Annotated in this window: 24 protein-coding genes and 1 pseudogene; 18 read left to right on the forward strand and 7 right to left on the reverse strand. The window is 65.5% G+C overall.

Annotated elements, in window-relative coordinates; all coding sequences use genetic code 11:
- Window positions 1-19: 19 nt before the first annotated feature.
- The 5 genes from ATE64_RS17570 to ATE64_RS17590 are packed head-to-tail and all read left to right on the forward strand — an operon-like array spanning window position 20 to window position 5,035.
- Entirely contained in the window at window positions 20-1,483 is a 1,464-nt protein-coding gene (locus ATE64_RS17570; RefSeq protein ID WP_231729162.1) for an aldehyde dehydrogenase family protein, read from the forward strand.
- Window positions 1,438-2,961, forward strand: a complete 1,524-nt coding sequence (locus tag ATE64_RS17575; RefSeq protein ID WP_231729163.1) for a non-oxidative hydroxyarylic acid decarboxylases subunit C — start codon at window positions 1,438-1,440, stop codon at window positions 2,959-2,961. The genes ATE64_RS17570 and ATE64_RS17575 overlap by 46 nt, the downstream gene beginning before the upstream one ends.
- A complete protein-coding gene (locus tag ATE64_RS17580) occupies window positions 2,958-3,197 on the forward strand; it encodes a non-oxidative hydroxyarylic acid decarboxylases subunit D (RefSeq protein ID WP_037557656.1) in 240 nt (79 codons plus the stop codon). The genes ATE64_RS17575 and ATE64_RS17580 overlap by 4 nt, the downstream gene beginning before the upstream one ends.
- Window positions 3,198-3,209: 12 nt before the next feature.
- Complete coding sequence (locus ATE64_RS17585; RefSeq protein WP_037557721.1) at window positions 3,210-4,670, forward strand: FAD-binding oxidoreductase; 1,461 nt, start codon at window positions 3,210-3,212, stop codon at window positions 4,668-4,670.
- A gap of 23 nt (window positions 4,671-4,693) precedes the next feature.
- Window positions 4,694-5,035, forward strand: coding sequence for a cytochrome c (locus ATE64_RS17590; RefSeq protein WP_037557657.1), 342 nt, complete (start codon window positions 4,694-4,696; stop codon window positions 5,033-5,035).
- Here the strand turns inward: ATE64_RS17590 and ATE64_RS17595 are convergent.
- Both ATE64_RS17595 and ATE64_RS17600 read right to left on the reverse strand, forming a co-directional pair.
- Entirely contained in the window at window positions 5,001-5,534 is a 534-nt protein-coding gene (locus ATE64_RS17595; RefSeq protein WP_058456271.1) for a TIGR02444 family protein, read from the reverse strand. The two genes, ATE64_RS17590 and ATE64_RS17595, sit on opposite strands and share 35 nt — an antisense overlap.
- A gap of 72 nt (window positions 5,535-5,606) precedes the next feature.
- Entirely contained in the window at window positions 5,607-6,449 is an 843-nt protein-coding gene (locus tag ATE64_RS17600) for an IclR family transcriptional regulator (protein ID WP_058540050.1), read from the reverse strand.
- A gap of 381 nt (window positions 6,450-6,830) precedes the next feature.
- Here ATE64_RS17600 and ATE64_RS17605 point away from each other — a divergent pair, with 381 nt between their 5' ends.
- A complete protein-coding gene (locus ATE64_RS17605) occupies window positions 6,831-7,037 on the forward strand; it encodes a hypothetical protein (protein ID WP_058456272.1) in 207 nt (68 codons plus the stop codon).
- 4 nt (window positions 7,038-7,041) lie between these two features.
- Here ATE64_RS17605 and ATE64_RS17610 read toward each other — a convergent pair whose 3' ends face one another.
- From ATE64_RS17610 to lnt, 4 genes are read right to left on the reverse strand one after another with little or no spacing between them, the layout of a single operon-like run.
- On the reverse strand, window positions 7,042-8,355 hold the full coding sequence (locus ATE64_RS17610; protein ID WP_231729164.1) for a site-specific integrase: 1,314 nt from the start codon (window positions 8,353-8,355) through the stop codon (window positions 7,042-7,044).
- Window positions 8,356-8,400: 45 nt separating this feature from the next.
- A complete protein-coding gene (locus tag ATE64_RS17615) occupies window positions 8,401-9,132 on the reverse strand; it encodes a tRNA (guanine(46)-N(7))-methyltransferase TrmB (protein WP_058456273.1) in 732 nt (243 codons plus the stop codon).
- 41 nt (window positions 9,133-9,173) lie between these two features.
- On the reverse strand, window positions 9,174-10,400 hold the full coding sequence (gene metK / locus ATE64_RS17620; protein WP_058456274.1) for a methionine adenosyltransferase: 1,227 nt from the start codon (window positions 10,398-10,400) through the stop codon (window positions 9,174-9,176).
- Window positions 10,401-10,450: 50 nt separating this feature from the next.
- The gene (lnt, locus tag ATE64_RS17625) at window positions 10,451-12,139 is read right to left on the reverse strand and encodes an apolipoprotein N-acyltransferase (protein ID WP_058456275.1); all 1,689 of its coding nucleotides are present in this window, start codon (window positions 12,137-12,139) and stop codon (window positions 10,451-10,453) included.
- A 545-nt stretch (window positions 12,140-12,684) separates the two neighbouring features.
- Here lnt and ATE64_RS17630 point away from each other — a divergent pair.
- Complete coding sequence (locus ATE64_RS17630) at window positions 12,685-13,170, forward strand: hypothetical protein (protein ID WP_058456276.1); 486 nt, start codon at window positions 12,685-12,687, stop codon at window positions 13,168-13,170.
- 23 nt (window positions 13,171-13,193) lie between these two features.
- A pseudogene (locus ATE64_RS21320) lies at window positions 13,194-13,595 on the forward strand (terminase family protein); the annotation flags it as partial.
- A 331-nt stretch (window positions 13,596-13,926) separates the two neighbouring features.
- Here the strand turns inward: ATE64_RS21320 and ATE64_RS17635 are convergent.
- On the reverse strand, window positions 13,927-14,262 hold the full coding sequence (locus tag ATE64_RS17635; RefSeq protein ID WP_058456277.1) for a hypothetical protein: 336 nt from the start codon (window positions 14,260-14,262) through the stop codon (window positions 13,927-13,929).
- 48 nt (window positions 14,263-14,310) lie between these two features.
- Here ATE64_RS17635 and ATE64_RS17640 point away from each other — a divergent pair, with 48 nt between their 5' ends.
- From ATE64_RS17640 to ATE64_RS17685, 10 genes are all read left to right on the forward strand, one after another.
- Window positions 14,311-14,718 (forward strand): phage major tail protein, TP901-1 family, encoded by a 408-nt coding sequence (locus ATE64_RS17640; RefSeq protein ID WP_058456278.1) that lies wholly within the window; start codon window positions 14,311-14,313, stop codon window positions 14,716-14,718.
- Complete coding sequence (locus tag ATE64_RS17645; RefSeq protein ID WP_058456279.1) at window positions 14,715-15,026, forward strand: gene transfer agent family protein; 312 nt, start codon at window positions 14,715-14,717, stop codon at window positions 15,024-15,026. The genes ATE64_RS17640 and ATE64_RS17645 overlap by 4 nt, the downstream gene beginning before the upstream one ends.
- Before the next feature lie 49 nt (window positions 15,027-15,075).
- Complete coding sequence (locus tag ATE64_RS17650; protein ID WP_082657552.1) at window positions 15,076-15,231, forward strand: phage tail assembly chaperone; 156 nt, start codon at window positions 15,076-15,078, stop codon at window positions 15,229-15,231.
- Window positions 15,224-15,796 (forward strand): tail tape measure protein, encoded by a 573-nt coding sequence (locus ATE64_RS17655; RefSeq protein WP_058800212.1) that lies wholly within the window; start codon window positions 15,224-15,226, stop codon window positions 15,794-15,796. Before ATE64_RS17650 ends, ATE64_RS17655 begins: the two co-directional genes overlap by 8 nt.
- Entirely contained in the window at window positions 15,796-18,132 is a 2,337-nt protein-coding gene (locus tag ATE64_RS17660) for a DUF2460 domain-containing protein (protein ID WP_058457694.1), read from the forward strand. Before ATE64_RS17655 ends, ATE64_RS17660 begins: the two co-directional genes overlap by 1 nt.
- Window positions 18,126-18,962, forward strand: a complete 837-nt coding sequence (locus tag ATE64_RS17665) for a DUF2163 domain-containing protein (RefSeq protein ID WP_058457693.1) — start codon at window positions 18,126-18,128, stop codon at window positions 18,960-18,962. The genes ATE64_RS17660 and ATE64_RS17665 overlap by 7 nt, the downstream gene beginning before the upstream one ends.
- A 4-nt stretch (window positions 18,963-18,966) precedes the next feature.
- Entirely contained in the window at window positions 18,967-19,359 is a 393-nt protein-coding gene (locus tag ATE64_RS17670) for an NlpC/P60 family protein (RefSeq protein WP_231729202.1), read from the forward strand.
- A gap of 9 nt (window positions 19,360-19,368) precedes the next feature.
- A complete protein-coding gene (locus ATE64_RS17675; RefSeq protein WP_058457692.1) occupies window positions 19,369-21,540 on the forward strand; it encodes a phage tail protein in 2,172 nt (723 codons plus the stop codon).
- A gap of 12 nt (window positions 21,541-21,552) precedes the next feature.
- Window positions 21,553-22,005, forward strand: coding sequence for a DUF2793 domain-containing protein (locus ATE64_RS17680; RefSeq protein ID WP_058457691.1), 453 nt, complete (start codon window positions 21,553-21,555; stop codon window positions 22,003-22,005).
- Window positions 22,006-22,135: 130 nt separating this feature from the next.
- On the forward strand, window positions 22,136-22,817 hold a 682-nt coding region (locus tag ATE64_RS17685; RefSeq protein WP_156420375.1), incomplete at its 3' end, for an outer membrane beta-barrel protein.

The raw sequence follows: 22,817 nt of genomic DNA on the forward strand, positions 1-22,817 counted from the left end.
CCACGCTCCCAGGAGATTCATGATGCGTAAGGACGAAGTGAGGGGGCTTGACCACTGGATCGGCGGGTCACCGGTTGCCCCTGGCGACGGCGCTTATTTCGAAAGCCTGAACCCGATTGACGACAGTCTCTATTCCCGGGCGGCTGCCGGGACTCCGGCCGACGTCGATCGAGCAGTTGAGGCGGCCGACACGGCCTATCGCCGGAACCGCGACCTTTCCGCAGCCGCGCGCGAGGGATGGATGATAAAGGCTTCGGCTCTCATGGAGCGTGACGCATCGCAATTTGCCGACACGCTCGTTGATGAAATCGGCTCGCCGATCGCAAAGGCCGGTTTCGAGACCCGGTTCGCCACGAGCTTCTTGCGCGCGGCCGCAGGCGTTCCCCGGCGCATTCGCGGCGAGACTATTCCATCCGATGCGCCCGGCCGCGTCAGCATGAGTTTTCGCGAACCGGTCGGAGTCGTTGCCGGCATTACGCCGTTCAACGTCCCGCTGATCAAGGGGATCAAGCAGTCGGCCATGGCGCTCGCGACGGGCAATGCCTTCGTCCTGCTTCCGTCGGAAGCGGCACCGCGCGTGGCCGATCAACTCGCGCGCCTCTGGGAGGAAGCAGGCGTGCCCGAAGGCCTGTTCAACATTGTATATGGGGACGGCGCCAAAATCGGCGATGCGCTTACTGGCCATCCCAAGGTTCGCGCGATCACCTTCACGGGCTCGTCCCGGGTCGGGCGGCATATCGCGCGCATCGCAGCTGAAGGCTTCAAGAAATATACCCTCGAACTCGGCGGGAAGAGTCCTCTCGTCGTCTGCGCCGACGCCGACATCGAAAAGGCCGTGGCGGCCGCGATCTTCAGCATCTTCATGTATCAGGGCCAGGTGTGCATGGGGGCGTCGCGTATCTATGTCGAACGTCCGATCTTCGACCGGTTCTCCAAGGCTTTCGCTGCTGCAGCTGCGAAACTCTCATCCGGCGATCTGCGCGATCCCGCAACGATGCTGGGTCCTATCATTTCCGGGCGTCAGCGCGCGCGCGTGCGGCAGCATATCGATGACGCCCGCGGCAAGGGAGCCGAAATACTCGCCGGGGGCGAATGGACGGGCCATGTGTGCCATGCGACCATCCTCTCCGGTGTCCAGCCCGGGATGGAGGTAGCGGCCCAGGAAACCTTCGGGCCGGTCACGTCGCTCTATCCGTTCGATGACCTCGATGAAGCCCTCCGGCTTGCCAACGACACCGAATATGGCCTGAGCGCCGCGATCTTCACGCGCGACATCGACAAGGCGCTTCGGTTCGCTCGCGAAATCGAGTCCGGGATGGTCCATGTCAACGCGCCCACGTTGCACGACGAGCCTCACGTGCCGTTCGGCGGTTCCAAGGCTTCCGGATTTGGCCGCGAGGGCACCGAGGCCGATCTTGAAATCATGACCGAGTGGAAATGGGTGAGCATCCAGACCGACGCGGCCGTTGGGGGAGCACACTGATGTCTCAAGGAAAGTCATCCATTCGCGCCAACCTCGCCGATCGCGCAAGAGGCGTCGGATCGCTGCGCGATTTTCTGGAGCTCCTCGAAGAATATGGGCAGGCCATTACCTGGACGGACCGGATCATGCCCGAGCCCGACCTGCGCAACATTGCCGTGGCCGCCTCGCGCGATGTCAACCATGCTCCTGCGATCCTGTTCGACAATATAGCGGGCTACCCCGGGAAACGCACGGTTGTCGGGGTGCACGGCTCTTGGGATAATATCGCGCTGCTCCTGGGTCAGCCAAAAGGCACCACAATCCGGGATATGTTCTTCGACATAGCCGGGCGCTGGGGCGATGCCTCTGCCCAGATCAGCCGCGTTTCCGAGGGGCAGGCGCCTGTCCATGAGTGCCGGCACGAGGAGAATATCAATCTCTACGACCTGCTGCCCGTGTATCGCATCAACGAGTTTGACGGGGGTTTCTATTTGGCCAAGGCGTCGGTGGCTTCGCGCGATCCGTTGGATCCGGAAAATTTCGGCAAGCAGAATGTCGGCATCTACAGGCTTCAGATCCAGGGTCCCGATCGCTTCAGCCTGATGACGATCCCGTCGCATGACATGGGACGCCAGATCCTCGCAGCGGAACGCGAAGGCCTGCCGCTCAAGATCGCCGTCATGCTCGGCAACCATCCCGGCGTCGCGTTGTTCGCAGCAACACCAATCGGCTACGACGAGTCCGAATATGCTTATGCCTCGGCGATGATGGGAGCGCCGATCCGGCTGACGAATTCCGGCAACGGTATCGACATCCTCGCGGATAGCGAGATCGTCATCGAAGCCGAGCTCCAGCTTGGTGAGCGCGTCTTCGAAGGGCCGTTCGGTGAATTCCCAGGATCCTACAGCGGCGTGCGACGCGCCCCTGTCTTCAAGGTGACCGCCGTCTCGCACCGAAAGAACCCTATATTCGAGAATATCTACATCGGTCGTGGCTGGACGGAGCACGACACGTTGATCGGTCTTCATACGTCGGCGCCCATCTATGCACAGTTGCGCCAGACCTTTCCCGAAGTCACCGCGGTGAATGCGCTGTACCAGCACGGACTGACAGCGATCATCGCGGTCAAGAACCGGATGGCGGGCTTCGCAAAATCCGTGGCGCTCCGCGCGCTTGGTACGCCCCATGGCCTCATGTATCTGAAAAATCTGATCATGGTCGATGGCGATATCGATCCCTTCGATCTCAACCAGGTCATGTGGGCCCTGTCGACCCGGACGCGCGCGGAGGACATCATCGTCCTGCCGAACATGGCGATGGTCCCGATCGACCCCGCTGCCGTGACGCCGGGGAAGGGGCACCATCTGATTATCGACGCAACAAGCTATCTCCCGCCCGATCCGGTGGGCGAGGCACATCTGGTCACCCCGCCCACCGGCCAGACTATCGATGACCTCGGCAAACGGATCCAGGCGATGCAACGAGGCGAGACGCTATGACTGCACCCCATTGCCCGCGATGTGGCTCCGACGCTTCGATCCCTGATTTCCGCGGCGTCGATGGCGAGAAAACGATTTGGACAATCCATCGCTGCACGGCCTGCTGTTTCTCTTGGCGCGACAGCGAGCCGGCGAGTGCGATCGACCCGCGTGTGCGCGCCGAGGAGTTCGCGATCGATGTTTCGGAGCCGGATCTTTTTCCGATCGTCCTGCAACCTTCGACCATGCGGAAATAGGGGGTGATCAAGATGGACGCAAATCGCCAAGCCGCCGCGCTCGACGCGCTAGAAGCACTGGTCGGTGCCGATGGGGTAACGCGCGATCCGGCGGCGCTCGCACCCTTCCATTCCGGAGTCGCCCTGCCCCTGGGTATCATCGCGCCGCGCGACACCGAGCAACTTGCCAAGGTCCTCGCGGTGGCGAGCGAGGCCGGAGCGGCGCTTCAACCTGTGTGCCGCGCGGTCGCAGGTCAGGAGGTGGCGGCACGCGACAAGATCATATTGCTCGATCTTGGCCGCATGAATGAGATTCTCGAGATCAATGAGAACTTGGCTTACTGCCTCGTCGAGCCAGGCGTCACCTTTCGGCAACTCTCCGAACAGATAGGCGAGCGGGGGCTCAAGCTCTGGGTCGATTGCCCGGGTGAGCCCGACGAATCGGTGGCGAGCGCCTTTCTGAAGCGGCGCGTGGGCTATACCCCATATGCCGATCATTATCTTATGCAATGCGGGCTTGAGTTGATGCTGGCCGACGGCCGCAGTGTCCGGACAGGGATGGGTGCTATGCCCAAGAGTACCTGCTGGCAGCTCTTCAAATTTGGTTACGGGCCCTGGATCGACGGGCTCTTCACACAATCCGATCTTGGCGTCGTGACCAAGCTCGGCCTCTGGCTCATGCCCCAGCCCCCGGCAGCGCAATCCTTTGCTGTCACGGTGCCGGACGAAGACGATCTTGGCAAACTTCTCGATGTACTGGGCCCGCTCAAGACCAATATGGTCGTCCCCAATGGCGTGGCGGTGGCAAATGCGCTGCACGAAGCAGCGCGTTCGGGCAAGGTACGCCGCGACTTCGGCGGCACCGGCCCAATGTCCGCCGGCGAGGTTCGAAAAGCCGGGGAGTCGATCGGGCTTGGCTACTGGACTCTTTACGGCTCGCTTTACGGGCTCCCCGACAATGTTCGCATCGCTTGGTCGATGGTCCAGGACGCGTTCGCATCGATCAAAGGCTCGCGGGTGCTGGCCGCTCCCGCAGCCGGGATGGAAGGACTGTGGGCGTGGCGAAAAGGCATGATGCTTGGTTCGGTCGGTAATGCACTTGGCCGCCCTTCGGCCTGGGCCGGAGGATCCTCTCTCGACATCGGCCCCATCAGCCCGGTTGATGGCAAGGAAGGGCTTCGCCTTTATGACTTGTCGCGCGATATTTCCGGCCGGCACGGTTTCGATTTTGTCGGAGAAACGAATGCCGTCTGGCGCTCTGCCCAGCATCGGCAGTATTTGTGCTTCGATGGCAGTCCCGCGGGCAGTAAACGGGCGAGAGACTGCGCTATCGAGCTGATCGATGCGCAGGCAGGTGCCGGATTTGGACAGACGCACGTCGAGCCGGCGCTCGCCGCCTCTGCTAGGGCGACCTATGAAAGCGGCGCGATAACTCAACTGCACGCGCGCGTGAAACGCGCGCTCGATCCCGCGAACCTCTTTCTGTCGGCCTGACCTCAAACAAGGGAATCGAAAGCATGAAGATGGGATTGCTGGCGGTCGCTCTGCTGATGCTAACCGCTTGTTCGAAATCGTCAGATGCGGACAAACCGGACGGTGCAGAATTATATGCCCTGAACTGCGCGGGTTGTCACGACCCGGGCCCGGGTCATCCCGCCACTATGCTGCTTGAAGAGATGGAGCGACCCGTTGCGCCCCTCATTGGCCGCAAGGACCTCGACAAGGACTATGTCCACTCGGTCGTCCGAAACGGGCTGATCGAAATGCCGCCATTCCGCCCAACCGAGCTGACAGACGCCGATGTGGATCTTGTATTCACCTACATCAAGACGGCAAAGGGTCCTTCGAACGCTCCTTGACGACGAGGCGCGCAAGGCTTTGCAAGGCATCGGCAGCGTCAGTCTCGTTAACGATCCGCGTATAGGCCGTCAGACTGAGGTTTGCGGCGTTCATTCGGTCCGCGCAGCTCTCAGCTCCAAGCGCACTCGCCGCGCTGATTAGCAGGTGCTGCGCCAGCCGTTCCCCTTCGAGTTCGGCCATCTTTACGAGGCGCCGGACACGCTGCGCCTTGGCAGCCGAGGCCCCGCTGGTACTGGCGGGAGCTTTCAGCCACCGGCGGGCCTGACGCAGTGGCCCGATGACTTCTGAATTTGTCGCCTCAATTTCTGCGAGGAGAAAACGCAATTCCGTCTCGCTAAGCACGATCGACCGCAGCTGCGCTAACCAGCAGCACAGAAGCAGGAGGTTGACATCGAAGCCATGGTCGTCCTGCAAGCTGAGGCAAATATCCGCTACACCGGGCTGCGCATAAGCTGATACCGAGAAACGCCAGAAGGTGTCGGGATCGAGTGGCTTCACGTCCTGCCCCCGAAATCCCCTCGCATGCCAGCGCCCGGGAGGCTCCCGTTTATGGCGATCGCACCAAGCGGGTCAGGAATCCCCACGCATCTCCTCCGGCTGCCAGCCCATTGCGTTGCTGGCTTTGAGAGCGGCGGCCTGGACTTTGTCGATATTGCTCTGGCAAAAGAATTTTTCGTCGGTCATCCGGCCAAGTACGCCAATCACCGCGATCAGCTTTTCCTGCATGTCGAATACCGGGACTGAAATGGCAGCGAGCCCCGGTACCACTTGGCCGTCCACCTTGGCGTAGCCTTGCCTCCGGATCTCCGTCAGCATAGCTTGCAGCTCGATTTCATCGATGGACGTCCGCGCAGCGCGCTCACGTTCAAGCAGCCGCTTATAGGCAGGGAGTGGCTGGAAAGCCATGAAAACTAGCCCTGCAGACGAATGCTGAATGGGAAGGACCGATCCGACGTGCAAAGACGTCGCAATTGGAACGCCGCCATCGAGCCAACGGATGATCGTCGGCCCATAGTCACCCCATATCGAGAGCAGACCAGTGGTCTCGAGATCATCCGCAAGCTGCCGCAGATAGGCGGTGGTGATGCGAATAACGTCGAGCCTCGACAAGGCCGAGAGTCCGATCTTGAGGGCGGTTGGACCGAGAGAATAGCGACCGTCCGCAGGCTCCTGCTGGACCAGCCCAGTATTAATGTAGGCCTGGAGATATCGGTGCGCCTGGCTGCGCGACATCTCGGCTCCCGCGGCGATATCGCGAAGGGGTGCGCAGCCGCCGGGACAAGATATCAGCGCTTCGAGCACGCGGACCCCAGTCTCTACCGACTGGATACTCTTGCGAGGCTTTTGCGCAACATCGCGCGGCGATTTGGAAGAGGCGGACATATCGGAGTGATCGTCTTCAAGCTCTGTCACTCTCACGCTTTTTGCCTGACGTTCCAAACTTCTTCCATTCTCTTATTTTGTCCCTTTTGCAGGGATACGAGGGTTCTAGGAAGCAACAACAGATACAATTCATATCTCAAGATGCAAAGTCGTTTCTTGTGCAACTGCCCGCGCGGCATTCCTATGCAATGGCAGATTGCGCCCTGTTGCCAGCCATTCGCGCGTATCCGCTCTCCTGCCGTGTGCCAGTGTCCGCCGGCAAATCGAACGTGAAAATTAGCGCGGCGAGGATGCAGCCTCGACGGCCACAGTTTCGACGCGGCCTGCTGCTGGCGGCTCGTCCTCGCGGCGTGTCGCCATGAACACCCCTGCACCGACAAGTGCCGCGCCCGCAATGTGAAAGGGAGCGAGATGTTCTCCAAGCAGGAGAATTGCAAGCGCAACCCCAAAGACTGGGGGCAGATTCATATAGATATCCCCCTTGATTCAGCAAGAACGCAAGAGTCAGTCGTTGGCGAACGGATCCGGCTGCAAGAGCTGTTCGCAACGGAAATCGACAGATTCACTCTGCATATTTTGTTCGGCGCAATCGATCGTGGACAGCAAGTCTTTTTATAAGCGCTTACCATGCGCGATCACGCGCCATATTCGCCAAACGAATGATCGCCGCCAGATGATCGTTCCAACTCTTCATTGCTTCGCGCTTCTCGTCCTTCCAGTCGTGGCGCTGGTAGATACCGGCGACGCCCGCGCGGGAACCTCCGACGTGATTGAGCACAGCTTCGGTCACTTCAAATCGAACGCCTAGCCGTTGAAACCCGGTTGCAAGAGTTCGTCTCAAGTCATGCAGTCGCCAGTCCGGTAACGGTTCGCGGCCGTCTTGCGACATAAGCAGGTCGAGCTTGATCTTGCCTTTGCTATATCCGGTGAACCTTCCGCCCCTGGAGGTCGTGAACATCCTGCCGCTACGCGGCCAGATAGCCGACCCGGCAACCTCGTCGAGGATCGCAACTGCAAGTTCGTTGAGCGGAATTCGGTTGGGCTCGCCATTCTTTGCCCGTTCGCCGGGCAGGGTCCATAGGAGATCTTTACGGTTGAGTTCCTCCCAACGCAGCGACGAAACCTCCTCTCGTCGCTGACCGGTGACGATCAGAAGGCGGATGATGGGTCCGAAACAGGAATGCGTGTTTGGCGCCGCCATCCAGATGCGGCCAAGCTCCTCGTCTGAAAGCCAGCGATCGCGAGGTTTGACCGGGGGCGGGGTTTCCATGCCTTCCATCGGACTCCGATCGATATCTCCCCGGCTGACGGCCCAGCGCAAAAGGCGGCGCAAAACAGCGAAGACGTTACGGATATTTGCGATCTGCGCGCGCGGCATGCGGTCGAAGACGGCAACGATGTCGATTCGCGTAAGATTGGGAAGGGGCTTTGATCCCAAGACCGGCTTTACATGCAGCTCGAGGCTGCGCTTGACGAGGCGCCTCCAGCCTTCTCCAACGCAGGCCTCAGCGAAGCGATCAGAGTAATTATCGAAGGCTAGATCGACCGACTCTCGCCGTCGTTGCCGCTCTGCTTCGCCTGGATCGATTCCCTGGGCGATCAGAATAGCCAGTCGCTCCGCTTCGGCTCTGGCGGTGGCTGGCGTCCATGGCGAGCCATGGCTGCCTATCGTGTAGCGACGCGTCTTAGATTCGCGACCGCCCATTCGGAATTGCAACACGTAAGACACGGCGCCAGCTTTGGTTCGCTTTGCGCCAAAACCCTTTATGCTATCATCCCAAAGAATGTCATGTTGCCCGCTCGAAATGAGAGCATCGACCGACCGTTTTGTGATCTTTCCGCTTGCCATAAATTGGTCTCCCAATACGGCGTTTCCAGCAATCACCCGGCAATCACCGTGGCGGAAATTGCCGCGTAATTGGGGAAAAGATAGCATAGGGAGTGGCTATAAAAAACTAGCCTTTTCAACCCTATAGCACTCCTATATACGCCTCCAGCGAAAATACCAGACCTCGTGCCCCTGCGCGCGGGCCTTGGCTTCGTAGCGCGTTTCGGGCCAGCCGCCGGGGCGGACGAGAAAGTCTATCGCGTCTTTCGCCAGCCATTCGAACTGGTGACGGTGGCGGCGCATCACCATCAGCGCGTGCGCGAGATAGACCGGGTGATCGGTGCCGAAGCGGAATTCGCCGCCGGGCTTCAGCTTCGCGGCGATCAGGTCGACCGGGCCGTCGTTCATCATCCGCCGCTTCGCGTGGCGCGCCTTCGGCCAGGGGTCGGGGTGGAGCAGATAGGCAAAGCTCAGCGCCCCGTCGGGAATCCGGCGCAGCACCTCGAGTGCGTCGCCATGATGGATGCGGACATTGCCGAGCGGCGGTCGGGCGCCCCCTTTCCCCGCAAGATGGGGATCGCCCGATATGTGAACGAGCGCCTGCGCGACGCCGTTGACGAAGGGCTCGGCGCCGATGAAGCCATGATCGGGCAACATGTCGGCGCGCCCCGCCATATGCTCGCCGCCGCCGAAGCCGATCTCGAAATGCAGCGGTCGGTCGTGACCGAACAGGATATCCGCGGTCACCGGCCCCTCGGTCGGCACCGCGATCTGCGGGAGCAGATTGTCGACCAGATCCTGCTGGCCCGCGCGCAAGGGGCGGCCCTGCGCACGGCCATAGAGGCGGTTGAGGGTGGTCGGATCGCCGGGTTTGTGCGCAGTCATGCCGCGCGCCCTAGCCTTGGCTTGGGGCGCGGGCAAGGCCGTCAAGCGGTGAGGGCGGCCTTGAGCCTGTCGACCAGGTCGGTGCGTTCCCACGGAAAGGCGTCGCCGGTGGCCTGGCGGCCGAAATGGCCGTAGGCCGCCGTCTGCTTGTAGATCGGCCTGTTGAGGCCGAGGTGGGTGCGAATGCCCTTGGGCGTCAGGCGGACGAGCTGTGGGATCGCGGCTTCGAGCGCCGCCTCGGTCACGCCCTCGGCGGCGGTGCCGTGCAGGTCGACATAGATCGACAGCGGTTCGGCAACGCCGATCGCGTAGCTCAATTGGATGGTGCAGCGGCGGGCGAGGCCCGCGGCGACGATATTCTTGGCGAGGTAGCGCGTGATGTACGCCGCCGAACGGTCGACCTTGGTCGGGTCCTTGCCGCTGAACGCGCCGCCGCCGTGCGGGCTGGCGCCGCCGTAGGTGTCGACGATGATCTTGCGGCCGGTGAGCCCCGCGTCGCCGTCGGGTCCGCCGATCTCGAAGCGGCCCGTGGGATTGATGTGATAGACGGTGTTCGCGGTCAGCAGCTCGGCGGGCATGACGTCGGCGATGACGCCGAGCACATATTTGCGCAGCTCCAGATATTTCGCCTCGTCGCCCTCGCCGCCATGGAAATAATAGCCCGGTGCGTGCTGGGTCGACACGACGATTGCGGTCGCCTCGACCGGACGCTCATTGGCGTAGCGGAGCGTAACCTGGCTCTTGGCATCGGGTTCGAGGAAGGGCGCGATCCCGGCCTTGCGGTCGGCGGCCATGCGCTCGAGGATCTTGTGGCTGTAATCGAGCGTCGCGGGCATCAGGTCGGGGGTTTCGTCGCTGGCATAGCCGAACATGATGCCCTGGTCGCCGGCGCCTTCGTCCTTGTCGGCGCCCTCGTCGACGCCCTGTGCGATGTGGGCCGACTGGGCGTGCAGATTATTCTCGAAGCGGAACTCGTTCCAGTGGAAGCCCGACTGTTCGTAGCCGATCTCTTTCACGGTCTGGCGCACCGTCGTCTCGATCTCGTCAAGCGCGCCCGGCGCCCATTCGCCATTCTCGAACACACCTTTGCAGCGGATTTCGCCCGCGAGCACGACGAGCTGCGTCGTGGTCAGCGTTTCACATGCGACGCGCGCTTCCGGATCCTTCGACAGGAACAGGTCGACGATCGAATCGCTGATCTGGTCGGCGACCTTGTCGGGATGGCCTTCGGACACGCTTTCGGACGTGAAGAGGAAACTGTTGCGCATGGGAGCCTTCTTGGAACGAATATAAAGGAAGCTTTATGTCGGGGGCGCTGTTAGCGCCCGCGCCGCCGAAAGGCAATGGCAGCCGCGAGCAGCAGCAGCGCGAAGGCGACGGGCAGCGCGTTGCCGTACCGCGCGAACAAGGTCGGGGCGTGCGCAGGCGGCACGACGGTGTCGATCCGCCCGGACTGGTGCATCGGGACCGAATCGAGGATGCGGCCGTCGGCGTCGATCACCGCGCTGATCCCGGTCGGGGTCGCGCGGATGACGGGCAGCCCCTCCTCGATCGCGCGCAGCCGCGCCTGCGCCAGATGCTGCGGCGGACCCCAGCCGCCGAACCAGGCGTCGTTCGACGGGTTGAAGATGAAATCGGGGCGATGCGCGCGGTCGACGACCTGGCCCGAGAAGATGATCTCGTAGCAGATTTGCAACCCCGCCTTGCCGAAGCGGCCGAGGTCGAGCGTATGCGGGCCGGGGCCGGGCCAGAAATCGATGTCGCCGGGCGCAAGTCGCGACAGACCGATCGCCGACAGCACCGGCCGCATCGGCAGATATTCGCCATAGGGAACGAGGTGCGCCTTGTCGTAGCGCGGGCCGAGCGTGCCGTCGGCATGGACGGTCATCACCGCATTGCGCGCTCCGATCGCGTCCCCGGCCCTGTCGAGTTCGAGCTTGAGCGCGCCGAGCAGCATCACGTCGTCGGGGTTCATCAGCGCCGTCAGCCGCGCGCGCGCGGCGGCGGGCGAGCGGTCGTAATAGACGAGCGGATAGCCGGTCTCCAGATAGTCGGGCACCGCCGCCTCGGGCCACAGGATCAGGCGCGGTTCCGCGGATTTCGGCGTGGTCAGCCGCGCCAGCTTTTCGAAATTGAGGTCGGCCTTGCTGCCCTCCCATTTGTCCTGCTGGCCGACGTTCGGCTGGACGACGGTGATGGGGATGCCTTGCGCCGGGCGGGGCGGGGCAGGCAGGATCGCGGGAAACAGCGCGGCGACGACGACCGGCAGAACGAAGAGGGCGAAGAAGCCGATCGCGATCCACGTTCCCGACTTGGGCCAGGCCCGGGGCGATGCGGTGGCGACATAGGCGAGGGCATGGCTCGCCCACGCCGCCAGCAGGACGACGAGCGCCGAAAAGCCATAGGTGCCGATGCCGGGCAGGAAGACGTTGGGAACCAGCGTGGAGCCGAGCGCGGCGCCGAGCGGATTCCACGCAAACCCCGTAAAAACCCAGCTGCGCAGCCATTCGGTCAGTGTCCACAGTGCAGCGAAGGCGAGAGTGAAGGAGAGCGTCGCCCCCGCGCCGGCGGGGGCCGCCGTCGGTTTTGCACCGCGCCCCGGTTCTTTGCTTCCCGCGGTCCCCGCCTGCGCGGGGACGACGTATCTTTGCACAGCCCACGCCCCCCACGTCGCCAGCGCCGGATATACCGCCAGATACAGCGACAGCAGCACCACCGCGATCCAGCCGAGCCAGGCGGGCATCGCTGCCTGATAGGTGAAGGCGGTCGCGATCCAGTTCAGCCCCAGCACGAAATGCCCGACCCCGAACGCCCAGCCGATCCCCAGCGCGCCCGATCCTTTCGCGCTGCGTGCGACCAGCGCCATCAGGCCCGCCAGCGCGAGCAAGGTCAGCGGCCACAGGTGGAGCGGGGCGAAGCCGGTGGCGGATAGCGCACCGGCGAGGAGGGCCAGCGCTTTGGGCCGGCGGTCGGCGAAAGCGGCGATGCGGGAGGAGAGCGCGGTCACGCGCGCTGCTTTAGCGGCGCGCCGCGCGGCCCACAATGGCGCTTGAGGGCGTCGGCGACGGGAAGGCGGGGCGATCCGGCTTTGATGACGGGGATCGACCGTTTGCGGGCATTCGTTCGTCCCGGTGCCGCAGGCATGGGGAGGTGTCAGCGCGAAGCGCTGACGGAGGGGCTATTGCGCCGAGGTCGCGGCCCCTCCACCACTCACTTCGCGAGCGGTCCCCCTCCCCATGGCTGCGCCACAGGGAGGATAATTCCTTCTTCGTCACCCTCGAACGAGACAAGTGGCTCGGTCGACTTGACCCGGGGTCCATGATTTCGCCGCCGCCGTGGATCCCGGATCAAGTCCGGGATGACGAAGGTCGGGAATCCACCCCGAACCGGCCGTCGGGTGACTCAGTATCCATTTTACCATATAGGTTATTTTCTATTGACATCGTCACGCTGTTATGGCACAGTTATCACATCATGAAGAATTGCGATTCGGGCCGGCGCCCTTCCGATGCGGGAGGGTGATCCGGCCCGGATGCTTTGGGGAGAATGGCGATGGGGCAGGCGGGTACGACCACGGACGATACCGGCAATCCCCGTCCCGACCGCCGGCAGAAGGAGATTTTCCTCGATGCGCTGGCCGAATCCTCGAATGTCGCGGCCTCGGCGCGGGCGGCGGGGGTTTCGGCGAATGCCATGTACCGCGAGCGGCGGCGCAACACCGGCTTTGCGGCGCGCTGGCACGAGGCGCTGTGCGAGGGGTTCGCCCGGCTCGAGGCCGAACTGCTATCGGAGGCGCTGATCGCGCCGACGGGGAATGTGAAGGAAGCGACGCTGAAATCGCGGGCGCAGAAATATCGCCTCGGGCTCTCGCTGCTCGCCGCGCATCGCGCGGCGGTGCGCGGCGCGATGCTCCCGCAGGCCGGGGCTGCGCCCAAAGGGAATGCGAAGGCCCGACTGCTCGCGAAACTGACCGCGATGCGGGCCCAGGTCGCCGCGGAGGAAGGCGGCGCCGACGAAAAAGAGGATGGCGCGTCTTGAAAAGCCTCGACGAGCTGTTGCGGATGTCGCCCGCCGATTTCGCGGCCTGGGGGCGCCGGATCGGCGACGACAGCGCGGCAAGGCTGCTCACCGACTGGAGCTGGTGGCGGCGCGCCGACCAGTGCCCGCCCGCAGGCGACTGGCACGTCTGGATGCTGCTGGCGGGGCGCGGTTTCGGCAAGACGCGGACGGGGGCCGAGTGGGTGCGGGACTATGCCGAAGCGCATCCGGGCGCGCGGATCGCGCTGGTCGCGGCCTCGCTGCACGAGGCGCGGCAGGTGATGGTCGAGGGCGAGAGCGGCGTGCTGGCGATCGCGCCCGACGCGGCGCGCCCCGAGTATGAGAGCAGCCTGAGGCGGCTGAGCTGGGCGAACGGAACGGTCGCGACCCTCTATTCGGCGGCCGAGCCCGACAGCCTTCGCGGAAGCTCCAGCTACGCTTCACTTCCAGACGATCGTCCCGATCGGCCGTTCCCATGTGGCGGATCAGTCGGCAGCTGCCGACACCATAATCCACCTCCCAACGGGGGCCGGCTTCAGGATCGGCCGCCGCGGCAGGGGCTGGCAGGCGGCCGCCGGAGCACATGGTCATCAGCGTCACGGCGATCAGACGTCGGGGGAGCCGACTCGTTGCGATTTTCATGGATAATATCGTCCAGAGGGAGGCGATGGCCAAAGAAGGGCGCAACCCTGGCGCGAAGCCGGAGTAACGGCATCGCGCGGGGCTGCCACCACGGCTATTGGTGGCGGGAGCCGCTCAATCGCCCGGCATGGTTCCCGTCGAGGAATAATCCTTGAACTTGTCGGTGAAGTTCGCGTGATAATCCTCGACCTGCATGTCGGCATTTTCGGCGGCATCGGCGGCGGAATCGCCGGCGGCGCGGTTGGCCGCGGTGACCGCCGCGCGGAACGCCGAGCGTTCGCTGTCGCACGCGCCCTTCAGCGACATTTCATATTCGGCTTCGCTCATCTTGGCATCGAGCGATTTCTTCATGTGCTCGCGTAGGCATTTGGTGAAGGTGGCACGCGTCGTGTCAACGCTGCCGGCCCCCGCCGGTGCCGCGGTTGCCAACAACAAGGCCGTGATCAGCATCCTGCTTCTCCCCGTTTGCAGAACTTTTTGTGTTGAGGAGGTTAGACGATGGCAATCGAAAATGGGAGCGCTTTTCTGTTAAAGATCGGTAATGGTTCGGCGCCGCCGGTCTTTGCCACCGTGGCCGGATTGCGCACGACGCAATTGTCGGTGAACGGCGAGGCGGTGAACGTCACAACGAAGGATTCGGGCGGCTGGCGCGAGTTGCTGTCGGGCGCCGGGGTGCGATCGGTTTCGGTCAGCGCGGCGGGGATTTTTACCGGGTCGGCTGCCGAGGTGCGGCTGCGCGGTCATGCGCTGTCGGGGACGATCGACGATTATGAGCTTAGCTTCGAAAGTGGCGAGCGGATGCGCGGGCGCTTCCTGGTCACGCGGCTCGATTATGCCGGCGATTATAATGGCGAGCGCAATTACACGCTGAACCTGGAAAGCAGCGGCGCGGTGGTGAGCCTGTGAGCGCGGCCAACGCGCTGAGGGGCGAGGCGGCGCTGCGTGTCGGCGCGCGTTCGCTGGTATTGCGGCCGAGCTTTGCCGCGCTGGTCGCGGCGGAGGAGGAGCTGGGGCCGCTGTTCGCGCTGGTCGAGCGCGCGGCCGATGGACGGCTCGGCCTTGGCGAGCTGACGGCATTGTTCTGGCATTGCATCCGGGACCGCGACGCGGGGATGACGCGCGAGGAGGTCGGCGAGGCGCTGGTCGAACAGGGGCTCGCCGCGGTGACGCCTGCGCTGCGCGTACTGCTGGGGCAGATATTGCAGGGACGCTGAGGTGACCGACGAACGGTTCGCGGCTGCGGCGCTGCCGCTGCTGGGATTGATGGCGCGCGCGCTCGGCTGGCGGCCGGACGAATTCTGGAGCGCGACCCCGGCCGATATCGCGGCGGTGTTGGGAAGCTGGCGCGAGGGCGATGCGGCCGCGCCGGTCGACCGGATGGAGCTGGCAGCGATGATGGAGCAATTTCCCGATGGATGAGATGGACGATCTGTTCGGCGCGATGCGCGGCGACGCAGCGGGGTTCCGGCGCGAGGTTGCGGCGCTGCGCGCCGAAATCGGCGGGCCGCTGGTCAGCGAGGCGGAGCGGGCGGGGCAGGCGATCGAACGGGCGCTGACCCGCGCGATCCTGACCGGCAAGCTGGGGTTCGAGGATCTGAAGCGGCTGGCGCTGTCGGTGATGGCCGACATTGCGCGCGCCGCGATCCGGAGCGGCATCGGGGCGATCCTGGGCGGCGGCTCGGGCGGCGGGGGTGGCGGCCTGCTCGCGCTGGGGCAGGGGATCGCATCGTCGGTATTCGGTGCGCCGGGGCGGGCGACCGGCGGGCCGGTCAGTGCGGGGCGCGCGTACCGCGTCGGCGAGCGCGGCCCCGAATATTTCGTGCCGACGTCGAGCGGACGGATCGAGACGGGCGGGAGCGCCCGCACGATCGCGATCACCGTAAATGTTCGTGGTGATGCAGGCAGTGAACCAAAACGGTTGGAACAGACGGGGCGGCAGATTGCGCGCGCGGTTCGCCGCGCGGTCGCTGCGGGGGAAGATTGATGGGCTGGGCGCTCGTCGCGGCCGCCGAGCCGCATCATCGCAAGGGGTGGCTGAAACGCTTCGATCCGCGCTTCTGGACCGTCGATTTCGCGCGGCCGATGATGGCGAGCGTCGTAACGCCGCACGATCCGGCCGCGGCGCAGGCGCTGCGCGTCGAGGCGGTATTCTATAACCGGCAAGATCTGGCGGGGCTGATCTGGGAGGCCGAGGATCGCTGGGACCATCCGCTGCTCGCATATGAAACAAGCCGCGATTTCCGACGCACGCAGCTCCGCTTTCGCTGGCGGTCGGGCGGGATCAAGCCGCTCGATGCGCTGCATGGACCGACCTTGACGATCGAGGGGCGCGACGCGGCGGGCGAGGCGCGCGCCTGGTATGTGCGGCTGTGGAATTATGCGGTCGGGACGCCCGACGATGCGGTCGTGACGCTCGATTTCGACGCTCTCGACGGCGGATTCCTGTTGCCCGGCGAGGCCGATCCGGTGTGGGCCGGCGATGTCGACCGGATGTTCATCTCGCTGGTTTCACCGGCCTATGACGGGAGTTCGGCGCTGCTCGCCGCGCCCGCCGAGGGCTGGGCCGAGATGAGCGGGATCATGTGCAGCGGATCGGGATCGGTGCTGGCGATCGGCGATGCGGTGCTGCCCGAGCAGGGACCGGGAATCGCAAGCGGCTATGACGACAGCTATCATCTGACGCCGGCTCGGCTGGTGCGGCAGATCGTGCAATTGGGCTATCGCGGCGATGTCGTCCATTATGTCGGGATGAGCCATTATATGCGGCTCGAAGCGCTGGGCGGCGGATATTATGCGAGCCTGGCCGGGGGCGTGCTCAACGCGCCGTGCGCGGCGTGGCACGTCGGGTTAGCGGAGGAATGCGCGGCGGCAGGGCTGGGGCTGATCTGGTCGCTATCCTACGAATATTTCGACGCTTATTGCTGGAACGACTGGAAGCAGCGTGCAGCCGACGGCTCGCCGGCGCTGACCGGATGGACGCCGCCCTCGACACTGCTGTCGCCCGCGCATGCAGGCGCCATGGACTATCTGCAGCTCGTGGCGCGAAGCTTCGTCGCGATCGGGGTGGCGGCGGGGCTGGACGTGAAGTTTCAGGTCGGTGAACCCTGGTGGTGGATCGCGTCCGGGGGACGAATTTGCGCTTATGATGCGGCGACGACGGCGGCGCTGGGGCCGGCGAGCGTCGCGATTGCCGATGTGCGAGCGAGCCTGAGCGTCGCGCAGCAGGCGATGCTCGATGCTCTCGGCGAATTGCTCGCGACCTCTACCGCGGCGCTGGTTGCGGCGGCGCGCGACGAGGCGGGTGCGGCGGGGCTCGTCAGCCACCTGCTCGTCTATCTGCCGACGGTGCTCGATGTGGCAGCGCCCGAGGTGCGGCGGGCGAATGTGCCGGCCGGATGGGCAGCGCCGGCCTTCGACGTGCTGCAACTCGAGGATTATGACTGGGTGACCGACGGGCGCGGCGCGGAGACGGCGCGGGCGCGCGAAGCGATGGCGGACCGGCTCGGCTATCCCGCCGAAGAGCAGCATTATTTTTCGGGCTTCGTGCTGCGCGGCGAGGATCGCGCGCAGTGGGCGGCGATTGCCGATGCCGCCGATGCGGCACGGCGTGCCGGGGTGGCGCGGGCGTTCGTCTGGGCCCTGCCGCAGGTGGCGCGCGACGGGTTCGTGAGCTTTGACGGGGAGGATGCGGTGCAGGCTTATGATGCGGTGGATTTCCCGCTCGCGATCGGGCGCGAGGCGATGGTCGTAACCGAATTTTCGACGCAGATCGTGAGCTCGCCCTCGGGGCATGAGCAGCGCGCGAGCGAATGGGCCGAGGCGCGAATGCGCTATGACGCCGGACCTGGCGTGCGGTCGGAGGGCGATGTCCGCGCGCTCGCCGATTTTTTCCGGGCGCGGCGGGGGGCGGCGCGGGCGTTCCGCTTTCGTGACCCGTTCGATCACAGCTCGGCCGCGGATGGCGGGCTGCCGGGGCACGGCGACCAGCTGCTGGGCGTCGGCGACGGGAGCCGGCGGCAATTCGCGCTGGTGAAGCGCTATGGCGCGGGCGAGGCGATGCAGGTGCGGAGCATTCGCCTGCCGGTTGCGGGCAGCGTGCGCGTGTCGGTCGACGGGATCGAGACGGCGGCATTCGCCGTAACGGACGAGGGCGAGGTGCTGCTCGACGCCCCGCCGGGGCCGGGGATCGCGGTGCGGGCGGGATATTTGTTCGACGTGCCGGTGCGCTTCGCCGAGGACCGGCTGGAGGTCAGCCGCGCGACCTTCCTCGCAGGCGAGCTCGCGAGCGTGCCGCTGGTCGAGGTGCGCGCGCCATGGTGAGCGGGCCCGGCGGGAGCGCGCCGGGTTGGCTGCGCGAGGAGTTGGTGACGCTCGCCTGGTGCTGGCGGCTGTCGCGGCGCGACGGGGTGGTGATCGGGCTGACCTCGCACGATCATGACCTGATCGTCGGCGGCGTCCCCTATCGCGCGGCGCCGGGTATGAAGCCGTCGGCGCTGGAAACGAACGACAGCCTCGATGCGGCGACGATGGACCTTGAAGGGGCGGTGACGAGCGACGCGATTGCGGCCGCCGACCTTGACGCGGGGCGGTGGGACGGCGCCGAGCTCGAGCTGTTCGTGGCCGACTGGACCGCGCCCGAGGTTGCGCCGGTGACGGTAGCGCGCGGGTCGCTGGGCGCGGTCGAGCGGCGGGGTGCGGCCTTTACGGCGGAGCTGCAGGGCGTGACGCGGCGGCTCGATGCGCCGGTTTGCCCGGCGACTTCGCCGTCGTGCCGCGCGCGGCTGGGCGATCGGGCATGCCGGGTCGACCTCGCGCCGCGCACGCATGTGCGGCGCGTCGTCGCGGTCGAGGGGCGCCGTGTCATGCTCGATATGCCGGTCGCGGCAGGCACGATGGCCTTTGGCGAACTGCTCTGGATGGAGGGGCGGGCATGTGGATTGGCGAGCCCGGTGGTCGCCGAAGACGCGGAAGAGCTGATGTTGGCGGAGATGCCGCCGTTCGTGCCCGCGCTCCCCGTGCGCGTTCGACTGGTCGAGGGATGCGACCGGCGGCTCGCGACATGCCGCGACCGTTTCGCCAACGCCGTCAATTTTCGCGGCGAGGCGCATCTGCCGGGGAATGACCTGCTGACGCGCTATCCCGGTGGTTGAGGCCTTGGGCGCGCACGCCTTTGCGGCGGCGCGGACGATGGTGGGGGTGCCGTTCCGCGCGCAGGGGCGTGACCCGCGGTACGGGCTGGATTGCGTGGGGCTGGTCTGGGCCGCCTATGCGGCGGTGGGGTGCGCATTGCCGGCACCCGATGACTATCCGCTGCGCGGGTGGCGCCGCGGCCGGATTTTTGCCGCGCTGATGACGGCAGGGTTCCGGGCGGTGTCCGACCGGGCTGACGGCGACGTGGCGCTGATCGCGCTTTCGGCCGGGCAGCATCATCTGGGGGTCATCGGGCCCGCGAGCATGGTTCACGCGCATGCCGGGCTGCGGAGGGTCGTGGAGTCGCCTTCGGACGATGTCATGCGCGCGGCCGCCCGGTGGCGGCTCGAACAATAGGGGGTAAGGATGGCGACTTTGGTGCTGACGGTGGTTGGCGGGATCGTCGGCGGGCCGGTCGGCGCGGCGCTGGGCGCTGCGATCGGACAGCAGGCCGATGCCGCGATCTTCAAGCCGAAGGGCCGCGAAGGGCCGCGGCTTGCCGACCTGAAGGTCCAGGCGTCGACCTATGGCCAACAGATCCCGAAGCTGTTCGGGACGATGCGCGTGGCGGGCAGCGTGATCTGGGCGACCGACCTGATCGAACGGCGGACGAAACGCGGCGGCGGCAAGGGGCGGCCGTCGACGACCGAATATAGCTATTCGGTGTCGCTGGCGGTCGCGCTGTCGTCGCGTCCGATCCGCGCGATCCGCCGGATATGGGCCGACGGCAATTTGCTGCGCGGTGCCGGCGGGAGTTTTCGCGAACGCTGCACCTTTCGCTGGCATGACGGGAGCGAGGACCAGCCGACGGACCCGCTTGTCGCCTCGGCGGTCGGGATTGGCTCGGCGAGCGCGTTTCGGGGTCTGGCCTATGCGGTGTTTGAGGAGCTTGAACTCGCCGGCTTCGGCAACCGCATCCCGTCACTGACCTTCGAAGTCGAGGCCGACGACGCTGCGGTCGATGGCGGGTTCGTCGGCGATGTGCTGTTGGGAGAGGCGGGGCGCTGCGTGGGGAACTGGCCGATTGCGGGCTATGCCGCGTCGGGCGAACGGGCGCGCGAGGCGTTGGCGCCGCTGTTCGCGGTCGACGGTGTCCGGCTCGCCAGTGGTCCGGCGGGGTGGCGGCTGGCGCCCGCCGCGGCGTCCGAACCGTCGATGCTGTCCGATTTTGCCGAAATGCGCCGTGCGGTCCGCGATGCGGATCGGGTCGAGCAGCGTCGCGCGCCGCTTTCGTCGCTGCCCGGGCTTGTGAACCTGCGGTATTATGAGCCCGCGCGCGATTATCAGCTCGGCCAGCAGTCGGCCGAGGTCGCAGGGGGCGGGGTGCGCGAGGAGCGTGTCGACTTGCCCGCCGCACTGCCCGCCGAGTCGGCGCATGCGCTGGCGCACGCGCTTGCCCGAGCGGCGGCGGACGGCCGCGAAACCTGTATCTGGCCGGCCGACCTCGCGGCGCTGGCGCTACTGATCGGCGGGCCGGTCGTGCTCCCCGACGGAAGTGCCTGGAGGAGCGTGTCGCGAACGGTGCGGGGCGGGGAGGTGATGCTCGAGCTATGTCGTCACCAGCCGCTGCCGGTAACCGCGATCGATGCCGATGGAGGGCAGGCCGTAACACCGCCCGACTGGCCCGACGGCGAAACTGTCGTCCATCTGTTCGACTGTCCGAACATCGGGACCAGTCCAGCCTCCGCCCCGCGTCTGCTGGTCGCCGCGGCGGGTAGCAATGCGGGATGGCGCGGCGCCGATATCTGGATTTGTCCCGCCCCCGATGCCGAGCCGATCGCGCTCGGGATGGTGCGCCCCGCCGCCGCGCTTGGCGCGTTGGCGGGCGCGGTGCCCGCCTCGGGCGGCGCGTTGATCGACCTTGCAAACGATCTTGTCGTAACGCTCGTCAATCCGTCCATGATGCTGGAATCGGTTGAAAATTCTGCGCTTCTCGGTGGCGCCAACCGCGCGATGCTGGGAACCGAGATGGTGCAGTTCGGAACGGTGGAACGGATCGGCGCCGCGGAATGGCGGCTTTCGCGATTGCTGCGCGGGCGCGGCGGGTCGGAGATCGCCAGTCATCCCGCCGGTACGCCGTTCGTCCTCCTCGACGATATCGCGTTGTTGCCGGTTCCCGATGCCGTCGCGCAACTGGTCGAGAGCGGGTCGGCGATGCTGCAATGGGCCGGGCGGGCAAGCACGGCGGTTGCCGAGGCTCCGCTGCCGGCCGTGGGGCAAGCGCTGGCGCCGCTCCCCCCGGTGCATGGCCGGGTGCGCCCCGATGGCGCGGGGGGCTTTGCTGTCGAATGGACGCGCTGCAGCCGCTTCGACACCGGGTGGCGCGATCATGTCGACCTGCCCCTTGGCGAAAGCCGCGAAGCCTGGGAGATCGCGCCGGTGCCGCCGGTCCCGGGCGCCGGTCCATGGACGGCGACGGCGCAGGCCCTGCACCTTGACGCGGCGGCCGTCGCGGGCCTGCCGGTTGCGGCAGTGCTTGCCATTCGACAGCTCGGCGACCTGGGCCGTTCGCGGCCGCTTTTCCTTACGCTCAACTGATGGGACCGGATGATGACCGATACGCTTGCTACCCCTCGTTTCACCCTGCCATTGCTCGCCGTCGCGCAGGCGCAGAAGGAGGTAACGCACAATGAGGCGCTTGCCCTGCTCGATGCCTTGCTGCATCCGGCGGTCGAAGCCGGACCCGTTGCGACGCCGCCGCCGGCACCGGTCGCCGGTCAGTGCTGGCTCGTCGCAGCCGGAGCGGGCGGCGAATGGTCGGGGCGAGGAGGGACTATCGCGATCCGGACCGACGGCGGCTGGCGTTTCGTCGCGCCGCGCGGCGGGATGCGCATCATCCGGCTGAGCGACGGGGCGCTGCTGCGCTTCGAAGGCGGGCTATGGATCGGTCCCGCGGCGATTCCGGCTCCCGCCGGGGGCGCGACAGTGGACGTCGAAGCCCGCGCCGCCATCGCGGCGCTGCTGTCGGTCCTCGACGCGCATGGTATTCTGAAATCAGGCTGATTTTGCCAATATTGATCTGTTAAGTGCGACTTTTTGGCAACAGATTGACGATTTGTTAGCTTGCACGGAACCAAAGGGACGAGTAGGACGTCTGTCGAGACGTAAATCTCAATTGAAAGGGGAATCTACTATGAGGAAGCTTGCCGTCGCTGTGGCGTTGGCCTCCACTGCCCTGGCGTCGCCAGCTTTGGCGCGCGACAACTCCTGGTATGTCGGTGTTGGTGGTGGTGTGATGATCATCGAGGACATGGACCTCGACATCGGTGCCATCGATAACGCCGCAAACCTCAATCATCGCAATGGCTATGACGTTGAAGGCACCGTCGGATACGATTTCGGAGGCTTCCGCGCGGAAGTCGAGGTCGGCTACCGCGAAGCCGACATCAAGTCGGGCAGCTTCTCGGCGCCGGGTATCCCGCAGAGCCCGAGCGGTACCGGCGTGCCCTTCATCGGTTCGACCGCGCTGAACGGCGATTCGAATGCGCTGAGCTTCATGGTCAACGGCCTGCTCGACTTCGGCGACGATGATGGCCTGCAGGGCTTCATCGGCGGTGGTGCAGGTGTTGCGCGCGTCTCGGTCGAGCCGGTCTTTGCCGGTCCGTTCCTCGACGATTCGGACACCGGCTTCGCCTGGCAGGCGATCGCGGGTATCCGCGCTCCGCTCACCAAGAACTGGGATGTCGGCCTGAAGTATCGCTTCTTCAACGCCAGCGGGATCGACCTGGTCGACCAGGTTGGCCGCGACGTTTCGACGCGCTTCCGTTCGCACTCGATCCTGGGGACGCTGACGTACAACTTCGGTGGCGATGAAC

Source organism: Sphingopyxis sp. H073, assembly GCF_001468395.1.
In the GTDB taxonomy this organism is placed as follows: domain Bacteria; phylum Pseudomonadota; class Alphaproteobacteria; order Sphingomonadales; family Sphingomonadaceae; genus Sphingopyxis.

Coding starts and splice junctions, on each gene's coding strand:
- ATE64_RS17660 (WP_058457694.1), top strand. CDS start 15,796: ATGGGCTGGGCGCTCGTCGCGGCCGCCGAGCCGCATCATCGCAAGGGG.
- ATE64_RS17615 (WP_058456273.1), bottom strand. CDS start 9,132: ATGACTGCGCACAAACCCGGCGATCCGACCACCCTCAACCGCCTCTAT.
- ATE64_RS17640 (WP_058456278.1), top strand. CDS start 14,311: ATGGCAATCGAAAATGGGAGCGCTTTTCTGTTAAAGATCGGTAATGGT.
- ATE64_RS17680 (WP_058457691.1), top strand. CDS start 21,553: ATGACCGATACGCTTGCTACCCCTCGTTTCACCCTGCCATTGCTCGCC.
- ATE64_RS17665 (WP_058457693.1), top strand. CDS start 18,126: ATGGTGAGCGGGCCCGGCGGGAGCGCGCCGGGTTGGCTGCGCGAGGAG.
- ATE64_RS17635 (WP_058456277.1), bottom strand. CDS start 14,262: ATGCTGATCACGGCCTTGTTGTTGGCAACCGCGGCACCGGCGGGGGCC.
- ATE64_RS17675 (WP_058457692.1), top strand. CDS start 19,369: ATGGCGACTTTGGTGCTGACGGTGGTTGGCGGGATCGTCGGCGGGCCG.
- ATE64_RS17630 (WP_058456276.1), top strand. CDS start 12,685: ATGGGGCAGGCGGGTACGACCACGGACGATACCGGCAATCCCCGTCCC.
- ATE64_RS17590 (WP_037557657.1), top strand. CDS start 4,694: ATGAAGATGGGATTGCTGGCGGTCGCTCTGCTGATGCTAACCGCTTGT.
- ATE64_RS17610 (WP_231729164.1), bottom strand. CDS start 8,355: ATGCTATCTTTTCCCCAATTACGCGGCAATTTCCGCCACGGTGATTGC.
- ATE64_RS17575 (WP_231729163.1), top strand. CDS start 1,438: ATGGGTGAGCATCCAGACCGACGCGGCCGTTGGGGGAGCACACTGATG.
- ATE64_RS17655 (WP_058800212.1), top strand. CDS start 15,224: ATGGATGAGATGGACGATCTGTTCGGCGCGATGCGCGGCGACGCAGCG.
- ATE64_RS17605 (WP_058456272.1), top strand. CDS start 6,831: ATGTTCTCCAAGCAGGAGAATTGCAAGCGCAACCCCAAAGACTGGGGG.
- ATE64_RS17580 (WP_037557656.1), top strand. CDS start 2,958: ATGACTGCACCCCATTGCCCGCGATGTGGCTCCGACGCTTCGATCCCT.
- metK (WP_058456274.1), bottom strand. CDS start 10,400: ATGCGCAACAGTTTCCTCTTCACGTCCGAAAGCGTGTCCGAAGGCCAT.
- ATE64_RS17585 (WP_037557721.1), top strand. CDS start 3,210: ATGGACGCAAATCGCCAAGCCGCCGCGCTCGACGCGCTAGAAGCACTG.
- ATE64_RS17570 (WP_231729162.1), top strand. CDS start 20: ATGATGCGTAAGGACGAAGTGAGGGGGCTTGACCACTGGATCGGCGGG.
- ATE64_RS17650 (WP_082657552.1), top strand. CDS start 15,076: ATGGCGCGCGCGCTCGGCTGGCGGCCGGACGAATTCTGGAGCGCGACC.